The 14478-nt window shown below is 53.9% G+C and carries 17 protein-coding genes; 15 read left to right on the top strand and 2 right to left on the bottom strand.

Annotation, left to right across the window (positions count from 1 at the left end):
- Positions 1–37 precede the first annotated feature (37 nt).
- A complete protein-coding gene (gene hycI / locus AB182_RS04825) occupies positions 38–502 on the bottom strand; it encodes a hydrogenase maturation peptidase HycI (RefSeq protein ID WP_047369114.1) in 465 nt (154 codons plus the stop codon).
- A gap of 236 nt (positions 503–738) precedes the next feature.
- On the opposite strand from hycI, the gene hypA reads away from it, so the two are divergent.
- The 6 genes from hypA (at position 739) to AB182_RS04795 (ending at position 4910) form a co-directional block, all read left to right on the top strand.
- Positions 739–1086, top strand: a complete 348-nt coding sequence (hypA, locus tag AB182_RS04820) for a hydrogenase maturation nickel metallochaperone HypA (protein WP_047369113.1) — start codon at positions 739–741, stop codon at positions 1084–1086.
- Positions 1087–1089: 3 nt separating this feature from the next.
- On the top strand, positions 1090–1962 hold the full coding sequence (hypB, locus tag AB182_RS04815; RefSeq protein WP_047369112.1) for a hydrogenase nickel incorporation protein HypB: 873 nt from the start codon (positions 1090–1092) through the stop codon (positions 1960–1962).
- Positions 1953–2225, top strand: a complete 273-nt coding sequence (locus AB182_RS04810; RefSeq protein ID WP_047369111.1) for a HypC/HybG/HupF family hydrogenase formation chaperone — start codon at positions 1953–1955, stop codon at positions 2223–2225. The genes hypB and AB182_RS04810 overlap by 10 nt, the downstream gene beginning before the upstream one ends.
- Positions 2225–3346, top strand: coding sequence for a hydrogenase formation protein HypD (gene hypD / locus AB182_RS04805; protein ID WP_047369110.1), 1122 nt, complete (start codon positions 2225–2227; stop codon positions 3344–3346). Before AB182_RS04810 ends, hypD begins: the two co-directional genes overlap by 1 nt.
- On the top strand, positions 3343–4353 hold the full coding sequence (gene hypE / locus AB182_RS04800; protein WP_047369109.1) for a hydrogenase expression/formation protein HypE: 1011 nt from the start codon (positions 3343–3345) through the stop codon (positions 4351–4353). The genes hypD and hypE overlap by 4 nt, the downstream gene beginning before the upstream one ends.
- Positions 4354–4481: 128 nt before the next feature.
- Complete coding sequence (locus tag AB182_RS04795) at positions 4482–4910, top strand: TOBE domain-containing protein (protein ID WP_047369108.1); 429 nt, start codon at positions 4482–4484, stop codon at positions 4908–4910.
- A gap of 29 nt (positions 4911–4939) precedes the next feature.
- Here the strand turns inward: AB182_RS04795 and AB182_RS04790 are convergent, their stop codons facing one another.
- Positions 4940–5284, bottom strand: coding sequence for a nitrous oxide-stimulated promoter family protein (locus tag AB182_RS04790; protein WP_047369107.1), 345 nt, complete (start codon positions 5282–5284; stop codon positions 4940–4942).
- Positions 5285–5785: 501 nt separating this feature from the next.
- Here AB182_RS04790 and AB182_RS04780 point away from each other — a divergent pair.
- The 9 genes from AB182_RS04780 to AB182_RS04740 all read left to right on the top strand — a co-directional run bounded on the left by AB182_RS04780 (position 5786) and on the right by AB182_RS04740 (position 14446).
- Positions 5786–7219: a circularly permuted type 2 ATP-grasp protein gene (locus AB182_RS04780; protein ID WP_047369105.1), complete on the top strand. Its 1434-nt coding sequence runs from the start codon at positions 5786–5788 to the stop codon at positions 7217–7219.
- The gene (locus AB182_RS04775; protein ID WP_039077654.1) at positions 7219–8148 is read left to right on the top strand and encodes an alpha-E domain-containing protein; all 930 of its coding nucleotides are present in this window, start codon (positions 7219–7221) and stop codon (positions 8146–8148) included. The genes AB182_RS04780 and AB182_RS04775 overlap by 1 nt, the downstream gene beginning before the upstream one ends.
- Positions 8145–8963, top strand: coding sequence for a transglutaminase family protein (locus AB182_RS04770; RefSeq protein ID WP_047369104.1), 819 nt, complete (start codon positions 8145–8147; stop codon positions 8961–8963). The genes AB182_RS04775 and AB182_RS04770 overlap by 4 nt, the downstream gene beginning before the upstream one ends.
- Before the next feature lie 18 nt (positions 8964–8981).
- Positions 8982–9713 (top strand): proteasome-type protease, encoded by a 732-nt coding sequence (locus AB182_RS04765; protein ID WP_047369103.1) that lies wholly within the window; start codon positions 8982–8984, stop codon positions 9711–9713.
- Positions 9714–9749: 36 nt separating this feature from the next.
- The gene (locus AB182_RS04760) at positions 9750–10169 is read left to right on the top strand and encodes a hypothetical protein (protein WP_047369102.1); all 420 of its coding nucleotides are present in this window, start codon (positions 9750–9752) and stop codon (positions 10167–10169) included.
- Between the two features lie 361 nt (positions 10170–10530).
- Positions 10531–11229, top strand: a complete 699-nt coding sequence (locus AB182_RS04755) for a GNAT family N-acetyltransferase (RefSeq protein ID WP_047369101.1) — start codon at positions 10531–10533, stop codon at positions 11227–11229.
- Between the two features lie 85 nt (positions 11230–11314).
- Complete coding sequence (locus tag AB182_RS04750) at positions 11315–12010, top strand: response regulator (RefSeq protein WP_047369100.1); 696 nt, start codon at positions 11315–11317, stop codon at positions 12008–12010.
- 215 nt (positions 12011–12225) lie between these two features.
- A complete protein-coding gene (locus tag AB182_RS04745) occupies positions 12226–13143 on the top strand; it encodes a bestrophin family protein (RefSeq protein WP_047369099.1) in 918 nt (305 codons plus the stop codon).
- A gap of 370 nt (positions 13144–13513) precedes the next feature.
- Complete coding sequence (locus AB182_RS04740) at positions 13514–14446, top strand: nucleoside recognition domain-containing protein (protein WP_047369098.1); 933 nt, start codon at positions 13514–13516, stop codon at positions 14444–14446.
- The last annotated feature ends 32 nt before the right edge of the window (positions 14447–14478 follow it).

The raw sequence follows: 14478 nt of genomic DNA, 5'->3' as shown, positions 1-14478 counted from the left end.
CCCCGGTGGCGCTGCGCTTACCAGGGCTACAAGCTAACTACTCAGCTTCCAGCTGCGCAAACCCGCCATTACCCTGCCAGGTGGCAAGGCGCGCATAGACAGTTTCCACCGCCTCTTTTACCGGAGGCGTCATCGGGTAATAAAAACCGACGATATCCGGCTGAATGCCCAGGAAAATCACCTCGCCCACATCCTCTTTTAACTGATCAATCAGATAATTGAGCGGCATATTATGGGTGGTCATCAGGAACATCTCGGCAATATCGTCCGGATCGACAATACGAACCTCACCGGGGTTCAGCCCCATGTCTGTCGCATCGACAATCAATAGCCTGTCGGGATGAAGCTCGCGGATCGCCACCACGTCGTTTTCGGGCGCGCTCCCCCCATCAATCACCTGCCAGTTTCCGGCTGGGTTCGCCGTGCACATCTCCGCCAGTAACGGGCCTGCGCCATCGTCACCCATCATGCTGTTACCTACACAGAGCAATACGTCCGTCACCTTCTCTCCTCGCCACCCACTGGTGGTATTTACCCGGTTAATAAATTGTCGCCTGGTCATTTTTGACGTCCGGGAAATTCGCGATCGTCATTTTCGTCATCAATGAAATATCCGGAACCATCAGCGGCGGCCATTTTGCCGGAAAACAAGGTATTAACGCCTTGATCCTTGCCGTAATAAAGCGAAGAACCCTGGCATTGTTATTGCAACACGCGCCTGATTAATGAGGAGGCAGTATGCATGAAATTACCCTGTGCCAGCGCGCGCTGGAAATTATCGAACAACAGGCAAAACAGCACGCCGCCCGACGCGTAACTGAGGTCTGGATCAAAGTTGGCGCATTTTCCTGTGTGGAACCTGCCGCATTGACGTTTTGTTTTGATCTGGTCTGCCGTGGCACCCTGGCAGAGGGCTGTACACTGCACATCGAAGAACAACAGGCGGAATGCTGGTGCGAAAGCTGCCAGCAATACGTGACCTTACTAAGCCAGCACGTGCGTCGCTGCCCACAATGCAGCAGCGATAATTTGCACATCGTCGCCGACGACGGCATGCAGATCCAGCGGCTGGAAATCGAGGAGTGAGCAATGTGTACGACATGTGGTTGTCAGGAAGGTAACCTCTACATCGAGGGCGACGAGCATAATCCCCATTCCGCGTTTCGCAGCGCGCCTTTTGCTCCTGCGGCTCGACCGACAATGAAAATCACCGGCGTCAAAACCGACAATTTCAGCCCGACAGCGGCAGAAAATGGTGATTTACATTACGGCCACGGCGCAGCCGGAACCCACGCGCCAGGCATGAGCCAGCGGCGGATGCTGGAAGTAGAAATCGATGTGTTAGATAAAAACAATCGCATCGCCGCGCATAACCGCGCCCGCTTCACCGCCAGACACCAGCTAGTGTTGAACCTGGTCTCCAGCCCCGGTTCCGGTAAAACCACCCTGCTGACCGAAACCCTGACCCGTCTGAACGCCCGTGTGCCTTGTGCGGTTATCGAAGGGGATCAGCAAACCGTCAACGATGCCGCGCGTATCCGCGAGACTGGCACGCCGGCGATTCAGGTGAATACCGGCAAGGGGTGTCATCTGGATGCACAAATGATTGCCGACGCCGCACCACGCCTGCCGCTGGCGGACAATGGCATTCTGTTTATCGAAAACGTCGGCAACCTGGTTTGCCCGGCCAGTTTTGATCTCGGCGAACGTCACAAAGTCGCCGTGCTGTCGGTGACAGAAGGCGAAGACAAGCCGCTGAAATACCCGCATATGTTTGCTGCGGCCTCCATCATGCTTCTCAATAAAATCGACCTGCTGCCTTACCTCAAATTTGATGTCGAAAAATGCCTCGCGTATGCCCGCGAAGTGAATCCGTCGATTGAGGTCTTCCTGGTTTCCGCCACCAGCGGCGAAGGGATGGACAGATGGCTGGACTGGCTGGAGACCCAACGATGTGCATAGGCGTTCCGGGACAAATTAGCGCCATTGAAGGTAATCAGGCAAAAGTCGATGTCTGCGGCATACAGCGCGATGTCGACTTAACGTTGGTGGGCAGCACGGATGAAGCGGGGCATTCTCGTCTTGGGCAGTGGGTGCTGGTGCACGTGGGCTTCGCCATGAGCGTGATAAACGAAGACGAGGCCCGCGAAACGCTGGCGGCACTGCAAAATATGTACGATGTCGAGCCGGATGTGGGCGCGCTGCTGTTTGGTGAGGAGAGATAATGCGTTTTGTGGATGAATACCGCGCGCCGGAACAGGTCATGCAGCTTATCGCGCACCTGCGTGAGCGGGCCGCACTGCTCAGTTATACCGCGAAGCGCCCGCTACGTGTGATGGAGGTCTGTGGCGGGCACACCCATGCCATCTTTAAGTTCGGACTCGACCAGTTATTGCCGGAAAACATCGAATTTATCCACGGTCCGGGCTGCCCGGTATGTGTCCTGCCAATGGGACGCATTGATACGTGCGTGGAGATCGCCAGCCATCCGGAGGTGATCTTCTGCACCTTTGGCGACGCGATGCGGGTACCGGGAAAAAACGGCTCCCTGTTACAGGCGAAAGCACGCGGAGCAGATGTGCGTATCGTCTATTCCCCGCTGGATGCGCTGCCCCTGGCAAAACAGAATCCGCAACGGAAAGTGGTCTTTTTTGGCCTCGGCTTCGAAACCACCATGCCTGCCACCGCTATCACGCTGCAACAGGCAAAGCGGCAGGATGTCAGTAACTTTTTCTTTTTCTGCCAGCACATCACCATTATTCCCACCCTGCGCAGCCTGCTGGAGGAGCCGGATAATGGTATCGATGCGTTTCTTGCGCCGGGCCACGTCAGCATGGTCATCGGCACCGATGCCTATGGTTTTATCGCCGGGGAATTCCAGCGTCCTCTGGTAGTGGCCGGTTTCGAACCACTCGACCTGTTGCAAGGCGTATTAATGCTGGTGGAGCAGAAAATCAGCGCCCGTCATCAGGTAGAAAACCAGTACCGCCGCGTGGTGCCGGACGAAGGCAACCGCCTGGCGCAGCAGGCCATCAGCGAGGTATTTGCAGTCCAGGGCGACAGCGAATGGCGCGGGCTGGGGCTAATTGGCGATTCCGGGGTGCGCTTAACCGCGCCGTACCAGCGCTTTGACGCCGAAGCCCACTTTAACCCAGCGCCTCAGCAAACCTGTGATGACCCGCGCGCACGTTGCGGCGAAGTGCTGACCGGTAAATGCAAACCGCACCAGTGCCCGCTTTTCGGTAATACCTGTAATCCACAAACCGCGTTTGGCGCACTGATGGTCTCCTCCGAGGGCGCCTGCGCCGCCTGGTATCAATATCGTGCTCAGGAGTGCGAAGTATGAATGAAGTCCAACTGGCGCATGGCAGCGGCGGTCAGGCGATGCAACAGCTTATCAGTCAGCTTTTTATCGACGCCTTCGCAAATCCATGGCTCAGTGAACAGGAAGATCAGGCGCGTCTTGACCTTGCGGCCCTCGCCGCCAGCGGCGATCGACTGGCTTTTTCCACCGACAGCTACGTTATTGACCCGCTGTTCTTCCCCGGCGGCGACATCGGCAAGCTCTCGGTTTGCGGCACGGCGAACGATGTGGCGGTAAGCGGCGCCATTCCCCGCTATCTCTCCTGCGGCTTTATTCTTGAAGAAGGCCTGTCGATGGAGACCCTGAAAGCCGTGGTCACCAGCATGGCGGCAACGGCGCGTCGTGCGGATATCGCCATTGTTACCGGCGATACTAAGGTCGTGCAGCGCGGGGCGGCGGATAAACTGTTTATCAATACGGCAGGCATTGGCGCCATTCCAGCCAATATTCGCTGGGGTGCCAGCACCCTTGAGGCCGGTGATGTGCTGCTGGTTAGCGGTACGCTCGGCGATCATGGAGCGACCATTCTCAATTTGCGCGAACAGCTGGGGCTGGACGGAGAACTGACCAGCGACTGCGCGGTGTTAACCCCGTTGATTCAGCAGTTGCGCGATATTCCCGGCGTGAAGGCGTTGCGTGATGCCACGCGCGGCGGCGTCAACGCCGTGGTGCATGAATTCGCCGCCGCCAGCGGTTATGGTATCGAACTCAATGAGCGTGACCTGCCGGTGAAAACGGCGGTGCGCGGCGTCTGCGAGTTATTGGGACTGGACGCGCTGAACTTTGCCAATGAAGGCAAGCTGGTGATTGCCGTACAGCGCCAGGCGGCACAGCAGGTTCTTGCCCGGTTACGGGCGCATCCCCTCGGCCAGGATGCCGCGATCATCGGCGAAGTGGTCGAACGAAAAGGTGTGCGGCTGGCAGGCTTGTATGGGGTGAAACGAATTCTCGACTTACCGCACGCCGAGCCCCTGCCCCGGATTTGTTAATGTCGTGTCCGCGCCGGAGAAACGGAAAGCCTTCGGCGCCACGACAATACCCATGATAAGAAAATGGTTATGGATAAACCGGCCCTGACCTGAGATAACTGACTCTTTCTCACTCTTCTGGAGGCAATATGGCTGTTTCAGCACGTAATCAACTCGTCGGTAAAGTCAGTGTAACCGCACACGGCGCGGTGAACGATGAGGTGGAGTTAATACTGGACGGGGGTGCAAAACTTGTCGCTATCGTCACATCCAGCAGTAAAGAAGCGTTGGGCCTGAATCCCGGGAAAGAAGCCATCGCGCTGATAAAAGCGCCGTGGGTCACACTGGCGACCGAAGACTGCGGCCTGAAATTTTCCGCCCGCAATCAGTTCGCTGGCGCGGTTAGCGCGGTGACCGAAGGTGCAGTAAACGCGACGGTGCAGGTGAAAACAGACGCCGGTTTTGAACTGGTGGCGGTGGTGACCAATGAAAGTTGTGAAGCACTGGAGCTGTCTCCCGGCAAACGGGTGATTGCTCTCATTAAAGCCTCCTCCATTCTTATTGCCACACGCGCCTGAAAGGTCATAACGCCGTGCCCGCCACGGCGTTATTTTTTAGGGCGGTATTTTTCCGGCAGTTCGGGAACAGGACGTTTGTCATCAATCAGATGACGGATGGTCAAAACAGGGTGTCGCCACAGCATCCGCGGCCCTGCCCAGCGCATAATCTGTTTCATCTCTTCACGTTTAGCAGGCGGGTAACAGTGCACAGGGCATTGTTTGCAGGCTGGTTTTTCTTCGCCAAAAACACATTTATCCAGCCGTTTATCGGCGAAATCATTCAACGCCTGATAGTGCGCATCATCCGCCACAGCCTGCGGACAGTGTTGCTGGTAAAGCGCAATCATCTTGCTAATGGTCAGTTTTTCGCGGTTAATGCGTTTTCCCGTCATGACGGCCTCCTTAAAGAGGTATTTATTTTACATCTTTAAGCAAGTCAGGCGAACTCTTTATTCCCCCTTTTCCGAGAGGAATCCCCACAAAAATGCGAGCACGATCGGTCCCCTCACCCTGGCAACCCGGGCTCCCGGCCAGGAAAATCACCGCTGGCGCGGTACAGCGGCCCCGGTCAGCCGTCAACGCCTCATCGATTTTCAGCCGGCCCCTGTCATTGCTGTCACTGTTTTATTCTCATTACGCGGTGTCATCGCTGAAAACATAATATGACCGGGAATCCCTCAGCCCTTTTCCACCTGGTGCAGCCATCTTTACACTTGCACCAACTTTCCTCTTTTTCTGCCGCCTTTAAGTCATTCTGGTGCGTTTTTACGCACGCGGCTCCTCATAACGGTGCACCCCACATCGCGATGGCGTGATAAGCCGCGCTTTTGATGCGCTGGCATGTTTTCTGCATTTTAACTCTATCTTCATCAAGCGGAATGCAGGGGATGACAATGATAAAAATGACGCTTCCGAGCGCGCCTTACTACGATGAAATGCTCACCGCAGAAGGTCGGCAACGCCAGCATTATGACGCCTGGTGGCAGTGGTTACAGCAAACTGACCAGCATGCCATTCACCAGAAGAAAGAGCAGGCGGAACTGCTGTTTCACCGCGTCGGCATTACGTTTAATGTTTACGGTGAAGAAGGAGGAACGGAGCGTTTAATTCCATTCGACAGCGTGCCACGCATCATTCCGGCCCATGAATGGCGGATGCTTTATGCAGGAATACGCCAGCGGGTAAAAGCGCTCAACGCGTTCTTGTATGATATCTACCACCACCAGCATATTCTCAATGCCGGTATTGTCCCCCGTGAGCAGGTGCTCGCCAACGAGCAATATCAACCCTGTATGCAGGGCGTCGACCTGCACAACAATATTTATGCCCATATCACCGGCATCGATATGGTCCGCGACAGTGATGGCGGCTACTACGTGCTGGAAGATAATCTGCGCACCCCATCCGGCGTCTCTTACATGCTGGAAAACCGCAAGATGATGATGCGTCTGTATCCGGATCTGTTCGCCAGTTCGCATATCGCGCCGGTTGAGCGCTATCCCAGTTACTTGCTACAAACTCTGCGTGAAAGCACTTACGTTGATGACCCGTGTGTGGTGGTACTCACACCCGGACGCTTTAACAGCGCCTACTTTGAACACAGTTTTCTTGCCCAGCAGATGGGGGTGGAGTTGGTTGAAAGCGCTGACCTGTTCGTCAAAGAAGGCGGCGTTTATATGCGTACCACCGAAGGTCCGTGTCGGGTCGATGTTATCTATCGTCGTATTGACGATGCCTTCCTCGACCCACTGGCATTTCGTTCCGATTCAATGCTGGGGGTACCGGGTTTGCTGTCGGTCTATCGTGCGGGCGGCGTGGTGCTGGCCAATGCGATTGGCACCGGCGTGGCGGATGACAAATCCATCTATCCGTACGTGCCGGACATGATTCGCTTTTATCTTTCTGAGGAACCCATCCTCGGCAACATTCCCACCTGGCAGTGCCGCAAAGCCGAAGATTTGAGTTACGTACTGGCCCATCTGGATGAGATGGTGGTGAAAGAGGTCCACGGCGCGGGCGGCTACGGCATGCTGGTCGGCCCCCGCTCAACCCGGGCGCAAATCGATGCGTTCCGTCAGCGTCTGCTGGCGAACCCCGGTAATTACATTGCGCAAAACACACTGGCGCTCTCTACCTGCCCGACCTTTGTCGAGGAAGGGCTGGCCCCACGCCACATTGACCTGCGCCCGTTTGCGCTGTACGGCGAAGAGATAAGGCTGGTGCCAGGCGGGCTGACCCGCGTGGCGCTGACCGAAGGCTCGCTGGTGGTGAACTCCTCGCAAGGGGGTGGCACGAAAGACACCTGGGTGATGGAGGAGGATGAATAATGTTAAGCCGCACCGCCAGCGAACTGTACTGGATGGCCCGTTATCTGGAACGGGCAGAGAGCTTTGCCCGCGTCCTTGACGTGACCTACAAATTATCAATGATGCCGCGCCACAGCCAGCAACAGCATGATTTAGCCCTGCCGCTCAATCTGACATTCGGGCATGAGCTGTTTCAGGAGCGTTATGCCCGGTTCAGTATGAATAATCTGCTGAATTTCTTTGCCCTTGATGGGCAGAACCCGAGCAGTATCTATAGCTGTATTGAAATGGCCTGGAATAACGCCCATGCCGTGCGCGGTAGTCTTTCGTCGGAAGTGTGGGAGTGCATCAATACCACTCGTATCGATATCCGCAACCTGCGCCAGACCGGAGTGGATAAGATTGGTATCGACGCCTTTTTTGACTGGGTGAAAGAGCGAGCGCATCTGTTCCGCGGCGCCATGTTCGGTACCCTGCTGCGTAACGACGCCCAATGCTTTATCCGTATCGGCACCCTGATTGAACGTGCGTTCGCCACCGCGCAATTGCTGGCGCTCAAAGATCAGCAACTCAGCAACGATCCGGATCCGGTACGCGAATATTACCGCCTCGACACACTGTTGCGTGCGGTGAGTGCCCGTGAAGCCTACCACAGCATTTATCGCCAGCCGATCAGTCGGGAAACCGTCACCGAATTGCTGGTGTTTCGCAATGACGTACCGCGTTCACTGCATGCCTGCGTCGGCGACCTGGTCCAACAGCTGGAGATGATTGGCAGCGAGCGGGCGCGCGTTCCGCTGCGTCTTGCCCATCAGTTGCATGTGGAGCTGCGTTTCGGCTCGCTTGATGATGCTCTGGCCGACGACCTTCAGGAGTGGTTAAACCGTTTTCTTACCAAAATCAACGAGCTGGCTGACAGTATCCGCCAGACCTATCTGGAGGCGTTATGAAACTGACCATTAATCACCTGACGCATTATCACTACGATGAAGAGGTGAAGTTCAGTACGCAGTATCTGCGTCTGACGCCGCAAACCTCCGGCCGCCAGTATATTAAGGAATGGAATCTGCTGCTGCCCGCCTCGGCGGTAGCGACGACCGATGCGTACGGTAATCTGATGCATGTCTTAACCCTGGATCACCCTCATCAAGAGATCATCATTCATGCTCAAGGTGTGGTTGAGATCGCCGATAATGCACAAGAAGAGGAAGAGGCCAGCGAATCGCTCTCTCCGCTGGTGTTCCTGCGTACGACCCCGTTAACCGACCCGGACGCGCCGATTCGCGAATTTGCCCGACGCTATTACCGGGAAGAAGATGCGGTTGGCAGCCTGGGGGAATTAATGGCGGAATTACGCCTGAAAATGCCGTATACGCCTGGCGCCACACAGGTACATGACACTGCCGCCGTCGCTTTTGCCAAAGGGAAAGGGGTATGCCAGGATCATACCCACGTGTTCCTGGCCTGCTGCCGTAGCCTGCGCATTCCGGCGCGTTACGTGAGCGGCTATGTTTATAGCCGGGATACCGATCATGTGGCAATGCATGCCTGGGCAGAGACCTGGCTTGATGGCCGTTGGCAGAGTTTCGATATCACCAATAACACGCGCGACCTGAACCAACATCTTCGCCTGGCGGTCGGAATGGATTATCTGGATGCCTGCCCGGTGCGGGGTAGCCGCCTTGGCGGCGGCTGTGAAGAGATGTTTTCCGCCGCTGAGGTAAGCCTGTTTGAGCGACAACAACAGATACAGCAGCAACAATGAATTAATAAAGGTATTTTAATGACTTACTGTGTGGCCATGCGTCTTTCCGACGGACTGGTTTTTGCTTCTGACTCCCGCACCAATGCGGGAGTCGACCACATCGCAACGTTTAAAAAACTCCATGTATTCAGCAAGGAGGGGGAACGGGTGCTGGTGATCCAGTCGGCGGGGAACCTGGCCACAACACAGAGCATTGTCAGCCTGCTTAACGAACGGATACAGGGCCAGCATACGCCGAACCTGATGCAGATGGGGACGATGTATGACGCCGCTACGCTGGTCGGTGAGACGGTGCGCGAAGTGATTCACCGCGACAGTGCGGCGCAGCAAAACAGCAGCACCATTTTTGGCTGCAATATGCTGCTCGGTGGGCAGATTGGCAGCGAGATTCCGCGCCTGTTTCATATCTATCCCGAGGGCAATTTCATTGAAGCGACAAATGATACCCCCTACTTTCAGATTGGCGAGAGTAAATACGGCAAGCCGATTATTGATCGGGTGTTGACGGTTGATACCCCTCTGGAGCACGCTATGTGCTGCGCCTTGATCTCCATCGATTCGACGTTACGCAGTAATCTGTCTGTCGGTATGCCGCTGGATGTCATGATTTATCGCGCGAATACCTATGATGCCAGCGAACAGCGGCGCATCACGGAAAACGATCCCTATTTTACCGGTATCCGCAAAGCCTGGTCGGAAGGTCTGGTTAACACATTCCGCCAGTTGCCGCCTTTTCCGGCACAGGGCTAAGTTGGCCGATACCTGAAATAAACGAAGAGCGCCTCAATGAGACTGGCAGTCATTAGCACCCTATTTTTGCTTACAGCATCAACATCCGCACTGGCATCAACATCGAACGAAGAGACGGTCGCGGCAGCGAAAGTCACCCTGGGCCAGGCGCTGTATAAATCTGCGCTGCTTACCGGCGCTATGCCGGAAGAAGGCAAAGCAGACCCGGCCAAAATGGGCCAAAAAATGGGGGCTGAAATGTCTGAACGCCTCAATAACGTTGTGATTGGCGGCCTCAACCAGGGGGCAAATTGCGACGATATCACCGCAAATATTCAAAAAAGTTTCGAGATCATGCAAAGGGATGCGGTAAACCAGTTTTCCTCCTCTTCTGCTATCAAAAAGGCGCTGGATAATGTGCCGCTGAGCGCCGCGCAGTATGCCTCCGCAGAGTGCCTGAATTTAACCAGCCAGTAATACATCTCTTCGATCCCAGCGGTGAAAGCCGCTGAGTTCGAACATCAGCCTTACCTTTTCGCTATTGTTAACAAGCACTACACTGGCGCAATAATAGTGATTAAACTAATTTCCAAGAGAATATTCACTTGTGTGATTCGTCACATCGTTATTGCGAAAATTTATCTTATGGGCGTTAAAAAATACCAGGCGGACGAAATAAACGGATGAAAAATAATTAACCACCGCGCCGTAAAGTAATTGTATTACAGGGAAACACGATCATGATCGTATTATCGATAAGCAACCGTTGATATAATTAGCATTACGATGAAATGGTCTTTAATTCAGTCTGAATTACATTCATTTAAGGGGGAGTGTTATGCAATACAGAAACAGCTACGGCCAGTGTCTGGGGCAGGAAATGCAAGACTGGGCACCCAGAAGCACCCCTGAAAAATTCTCCCTTAGCGGAAATTATTGCATGGTTACGCCACTGTCTGTCGATCATGCCGAAGATTTATTTCATGCCTGGCAAAGTATTGATGATGATCGTGACTGGACCTATTTACCTGGAAAACGACCTACCACGAAAGAGGCGTGTTATAACTATTTTCGCGAACTTATCGGCGCAAAAAATGGCATGCACATGTCGGTGATTGATAAAAATGACGGCACCGTGAAAGGCATTTTTTGCATTACAAGGATTAATCCAGTACACGGTACGTTCGAGCTTACGGATATCAACTGGACGCCGGCATTAAAAAAAACACGGATCAGTACAGAGGCCATCTATTTAGTGTTGGCTTATTTTATTGATGCGCTCCACTACCGTCGATGCGAATGGCGTACCAATATTTTTAATGACGGGGCGATCAAAGCCGCCGAACGTATCGGCTTTCGCAAAGAAGGGGTGTTGCGCGATAAAAAAGTGACCAAAGGCCATTCGGAAGACCTCGCGCTGTTCTCCATCACCGCCAGTGAATGGCAGGATTTAGAGATCCCAATTAAAGCCTGGCTGAGGGAAAATAATTTCGACGGACTGGGCCGACAATTGAAAAAACTCAAGGATTTCCGCTGAATAAATCACTGCCGACTCTGATATCACAAAGCCGTTGCCCAGGGTATCATCCTGCTTAATACGTTCTGTGCAACAGGAAGAGGTGATGGGTCAACGTCGGGTGCTGATTATTGAAGATGATGCCGATGCGGCGAGCGTTCTTGAGGCATATCTTAAGCGGGAAAATTTCGACATTGCCATTTCCGGCGACGGACGCATCGGGCTGGAGATGGCGCGGCAGTGGAAACCGGATCTTATTCTGCTTGATATCATGCTGCCGTCAATGAACGGAAGCGAGGTGCTGGCAGCGGTGCGCCGGGACGGGCTTACGCCTGTCATTATGATTTCGGCCATGGGCGATCTTCCCGATAAAATTGGCGCCCTGCGCTACGGTGCGGATGATTACATCGTCAAACCCTACGATCCCAAAGAGGTGGTTGTACGGGTCCAGGCTGTATTGAGACGCTGCCAGCCTCAGGCTGAATCGCAAGAGATCCTGCGCTGGCAAGGCCTGGAAGTCGATACCACTGCAATGACCGCCAGGGTAACGATTGACCAGCAAAAACCGGTTTTGCTTGAGCTGACGCCCACCGAATTTTCATTGTTAACGTTACTTATGCGCTCACCCGTTCGCGCCTGGTCGCGCCTTTCATTGCTTGAACAATGCCTTCCGGAAAGCGATGCCCTTGAGCGTGTCGTGGATACTCATATTTATAATCTGCGTAAGAAACTCGAATCCGTCGGTATCACAGAGGTGCTGTTGAACGTGCGTGGCATAGGTTACAGGTTCCGCCAGCCCTAACGTCTGAGGATGTCGGTTATCGCACCCGGTCTGCGGGTGCATGATGTTTTGTTTAGGCCGCGCCGGGGCCCTCTTTTTATCCCCCTTCTCTTCGCATCAGCCTGCAGTATGCGGCCGCGCCGCTTGCGGGAAAATCCGATCAGGCTACAATTCCCGCGCCGGATTTACACCGGCCACCTGCACACAATAAAACAAAAGACCGTAAAGGAATCCGCATGATCATACGTCCACCCCAGAACTGGTTTGTCCGGCTCTTTAACTGGCATGGCTCCGTTCTTTCCATGATTATCTTCCGGCTGGGATTGAACCTGTTCATGTCTATCGTGGCGATCATTGCCTGGCCGTACTACGAAAACCTGAACATTCACCTGACCGTGGCCCCGTTTAGCCTGCTGGGTATCGCCATCGCTATCTTTCTTGGTTTTCGCAATAACGCCAGCTACAGCCGTTACACCGAAGCAAGAATGCTCTGGGGTTCGGTGACCATCACCTCGCGTAGCCTGATGCGACAGACTGTTAGCGCCTTGCCGGAAGATACAGCAACCCAGCAAAAGCTTTCCCATTACCTGACCGCGTTTAGCTGGTGCCTGAACCACCAGCTTCGCCAACAAGATGCAACGCTGGATATGCAACGTTTGCTGCCTGCGGACGCGGCGGCTGAGGTGATGAAAAGTACCTCAGCCTGTAATCGCATCCTGATTTTTATTGGCAAGGAATACGCAAACTTACGCCGGGAAGGCAAAATCAATGATTTTGTCTGGCAGAACATTGACGAGAATCTTAACGAACTGTCGCGTTGCCTGGGTGGCTGTGAGCGTATCGCCAACACGCCGGTGCCCTTTGCTTACTCATTAATTTTGCAGCGTACGGTCTACCTGTTCTGCACACTTTTGCCGCTGGCGCTGGTGTCCGACCTTCACCTGATGACCCCGTTTGTTTCAGCGTTTATCTCCTACGCTTTCCTGTCATGGGATTCTATTGCCGAAGAGATGGAGCATCCGTTTGGCACACATCCCAATAACCTGGCGCTCAACGCTATCTGTACCTCGATCGAACGCAATCTGATGGATATTACCGGGCAAAGCCCGCTGCCTGCATTGCCAGCACCGGACAAGCGTTTCAACCTGATTTAAAGCCAGATATCGCGACCTGACCGGGGTCGCGACAAGACTGACGCGCTTGATCCCGCTAACGCCAGGTTTGTTAACATGAAAAGAGATCGTCGTTTCATCCGCTCTCCTCACCAAAGTAATATTATTGAACGTAGTGCATTAAAGGAGATTTAACGATTAAAACTTCAATCAAGGCTGGATAATAAAAATAAAAAACTACCCACTCACCTCACCTGGCATGATATTTCCCAGCGCGTCAGACGTTATCCTTATGGCCGTCAACCGACAAAGCATCGCTTCCATCTGACTAAATTATAAAAGCACGACATGGATTTTACTTACTGTCCAGGAGGTGTAGATTGCCTTGCGTGGATCTTCACTGGATAGCTTAATGAATATTATTGATGTCATTATGTCAGCAGGAAAGACGTCTGTTGATGTTGCGCTTTACACGCTTATTCCCGTCATGGTTGTCATGCTCATCGTGATGAAATACCTGGAAGCAAAAGGCGTTGTCGATGCCGTTGTTCGGCTGACCGCGCCAGTACTCAAACCGTTCGGTATTTCCGGGATCGCCATCTTCGCCCTGATACAACTCAATTTCGTCAGCTTTGCCGCGCCTATTGCCGCGCTGGCTATTATGGAAAAAAGAGGCACGTCAGAGCGTCAGCTTGCCGCAGCGCTGGCGATGTTATTTGCGATGGGCCAGGGCAATGTCTTTTACCCTTTGATCCCTTACGGGCTGCACTGGGGAAACGCCATCATCATTTCCATTTTAGGTGGGCTGGCCGCAGCGGCGGTCACTTATCACCTGTTCGGCATGAAGCTTTCCAACGCCGTCCAGAACGCAGCACCTGCCGATGCGTTTAACGATAAATCGTCATCCAGCCTGATTGGCATCATTAACGGTGCGGGTGCCGATGCGATACGCCTGGCGCTGGGCTCGCTCCCTATGTTGCTGCTCTCGCTGACCATCGTCGGCATACTAAAAGAAGCGGGAGCGATAGATGTTCTGACCCGGCTACTCTCGCCAATGATGGCTTATTTCAGCCTTCCCGAGGTGTATGTGTTGCCAACGCTGACCAAATGTCTGGCGGGAGGAACAGCCTACTTCGGGGTGATGTCAGAGCTTCTGCGAAAAGGGCTGGTGACGCCAGAACAGATGAACGCTTCGGCGGGCTTTCTGATCCAGACCTTCGATCTGCCAGGTATCGGGATTTACCTTGGGATCGCCAGCCGATTTGTCAGACTTTTTCGCTATGTCATCCCCGGCGTGATCGTTGGGATCGCGGTGCGCAGCATTATCCATACCCTGTTGTATTAAAGCCAAACGGCGCATTTACCAGGCGAGATAAA

It is taken from the genome of Phytobacter ursingii, assembly GCF_001022135.1.
Classification (GTDB): Bacteria; Pseudomonadota; Gammaproteobacteria; order Enterobacterales; family Enterobacteriaceae; genus Phytobacter; species Phytobacter ursingii.
Note: the sequence above shows the minus strand (reverse complement) of the source record. Positions and strands in the feature narration are given on the sequence as shown.

Bases quoted from the DNA above. Each gene is read 5' to 3' on its own strand.
- hypA (WP_047369113.1), top strand. From the start codon at position 739: ATGCATGAAATTACCCTGTGCCAGCGCGCGCTGGAAATTATCGAACAA.
- hypB (WP_047369112.1), top strand. From the start codon at position 1,090: ATGTGTACGACATGTGGTTGTCAGGAAGGTAACCTCTACATCGAGGGC.
- AB182_RS04810 (WP_047369111.1), top strand. From the start codon at position 1,953: ATGTGCATAGGCGTTCCGGGACAAATTAGCGCCATTGAAGGTAATCAG.
- hypD (WP_047369110.1), top strand. From the start codon at position 2,225: ATGCGTTTTGTGGATGAATACCGCGCGCCGGAACAGGTCATGCAGCTT.
- hypE (WP_047369109.1), top strand. From the start codon at position 3,343: ATGAATGAAGTCCAACTGGCGCATGGCAGCGGCGGTCAGGCGATGCAA.
- AB182_RS04795 (WP_047369108.1), top strand. From the start codon at position 4,482: ATGGCTGTTTCAGCACGTAATCAACTCGTCGGTAAAGTCAGTGTAACC.
- AB182_RS04790 (WP_047369107.1), bottom strand. From the start codon at position 5,284: ATGACGGGAAAACGCATTAACCGCGAAAAACTGACCATTAGCAAGATG.
- AB182_RS04780 (WP_047369105.1), top strand. From the start codon at position 5,786: ATGATAAAAATGACGCTTCCGAGCGCGCCTTACTACGATGAAATGCTC.
- AB182_RS04775 (WP_039077654.1), top strand. From the start codon at position 7,219: ATGTTAAGCCGCACCGCCAGCGAACTGTACTGGATGGCCCGTTATCTG.
- AB182_RS04770 (WP_047369104.1), top strand. From the start codon at position 8,145: ATGAAACTGACCATTAATCACCTGACGCATTATCACTACGATGAAGAG.
- AB182_RS04765 (WP_047369103.1), top strand. From the start codon at position 8,982: ATGACTTACTGTGTGGCCATGCGTCTTTCCGACGGACTGGTTTTTGCT.
- AB182_RS04760 (WP_047369102.1), top strand. From the start codon at position 9,750: ATGAGACTGGCAGTCATTAGCACCCTATTTTTGCTTACAGCATCAACA.
- AB182_RS04755 (WP_047369101.1), top strand. From the start codon at position 10,531: ATGCAATACAGAAACAGCTACGGCCAGTGTCTGGGGCAGGAAATGCAA.
- AB182_RS04750 (WP_047369100.1), top strand. From the start codon at position 11,315: ATGGGTCAACGTCGGGTGCTGATTATTGAAGATGATGCCGATGCGGCG.
- AB182_RS04745 (WP_047369099.1), top strand. From the start codon at position 12,226: ATGATCATACGTCCACCCCAGAACTGGTTTGTCCGGCTCTTTAACTGG.
- AB182_RS04740 (WP_047369098.1), top strand. From the start codon at position 13,514: ATGAATATTATTGATGTCATTATGTCAGCAGGAAAGACGTCTGTTGAT.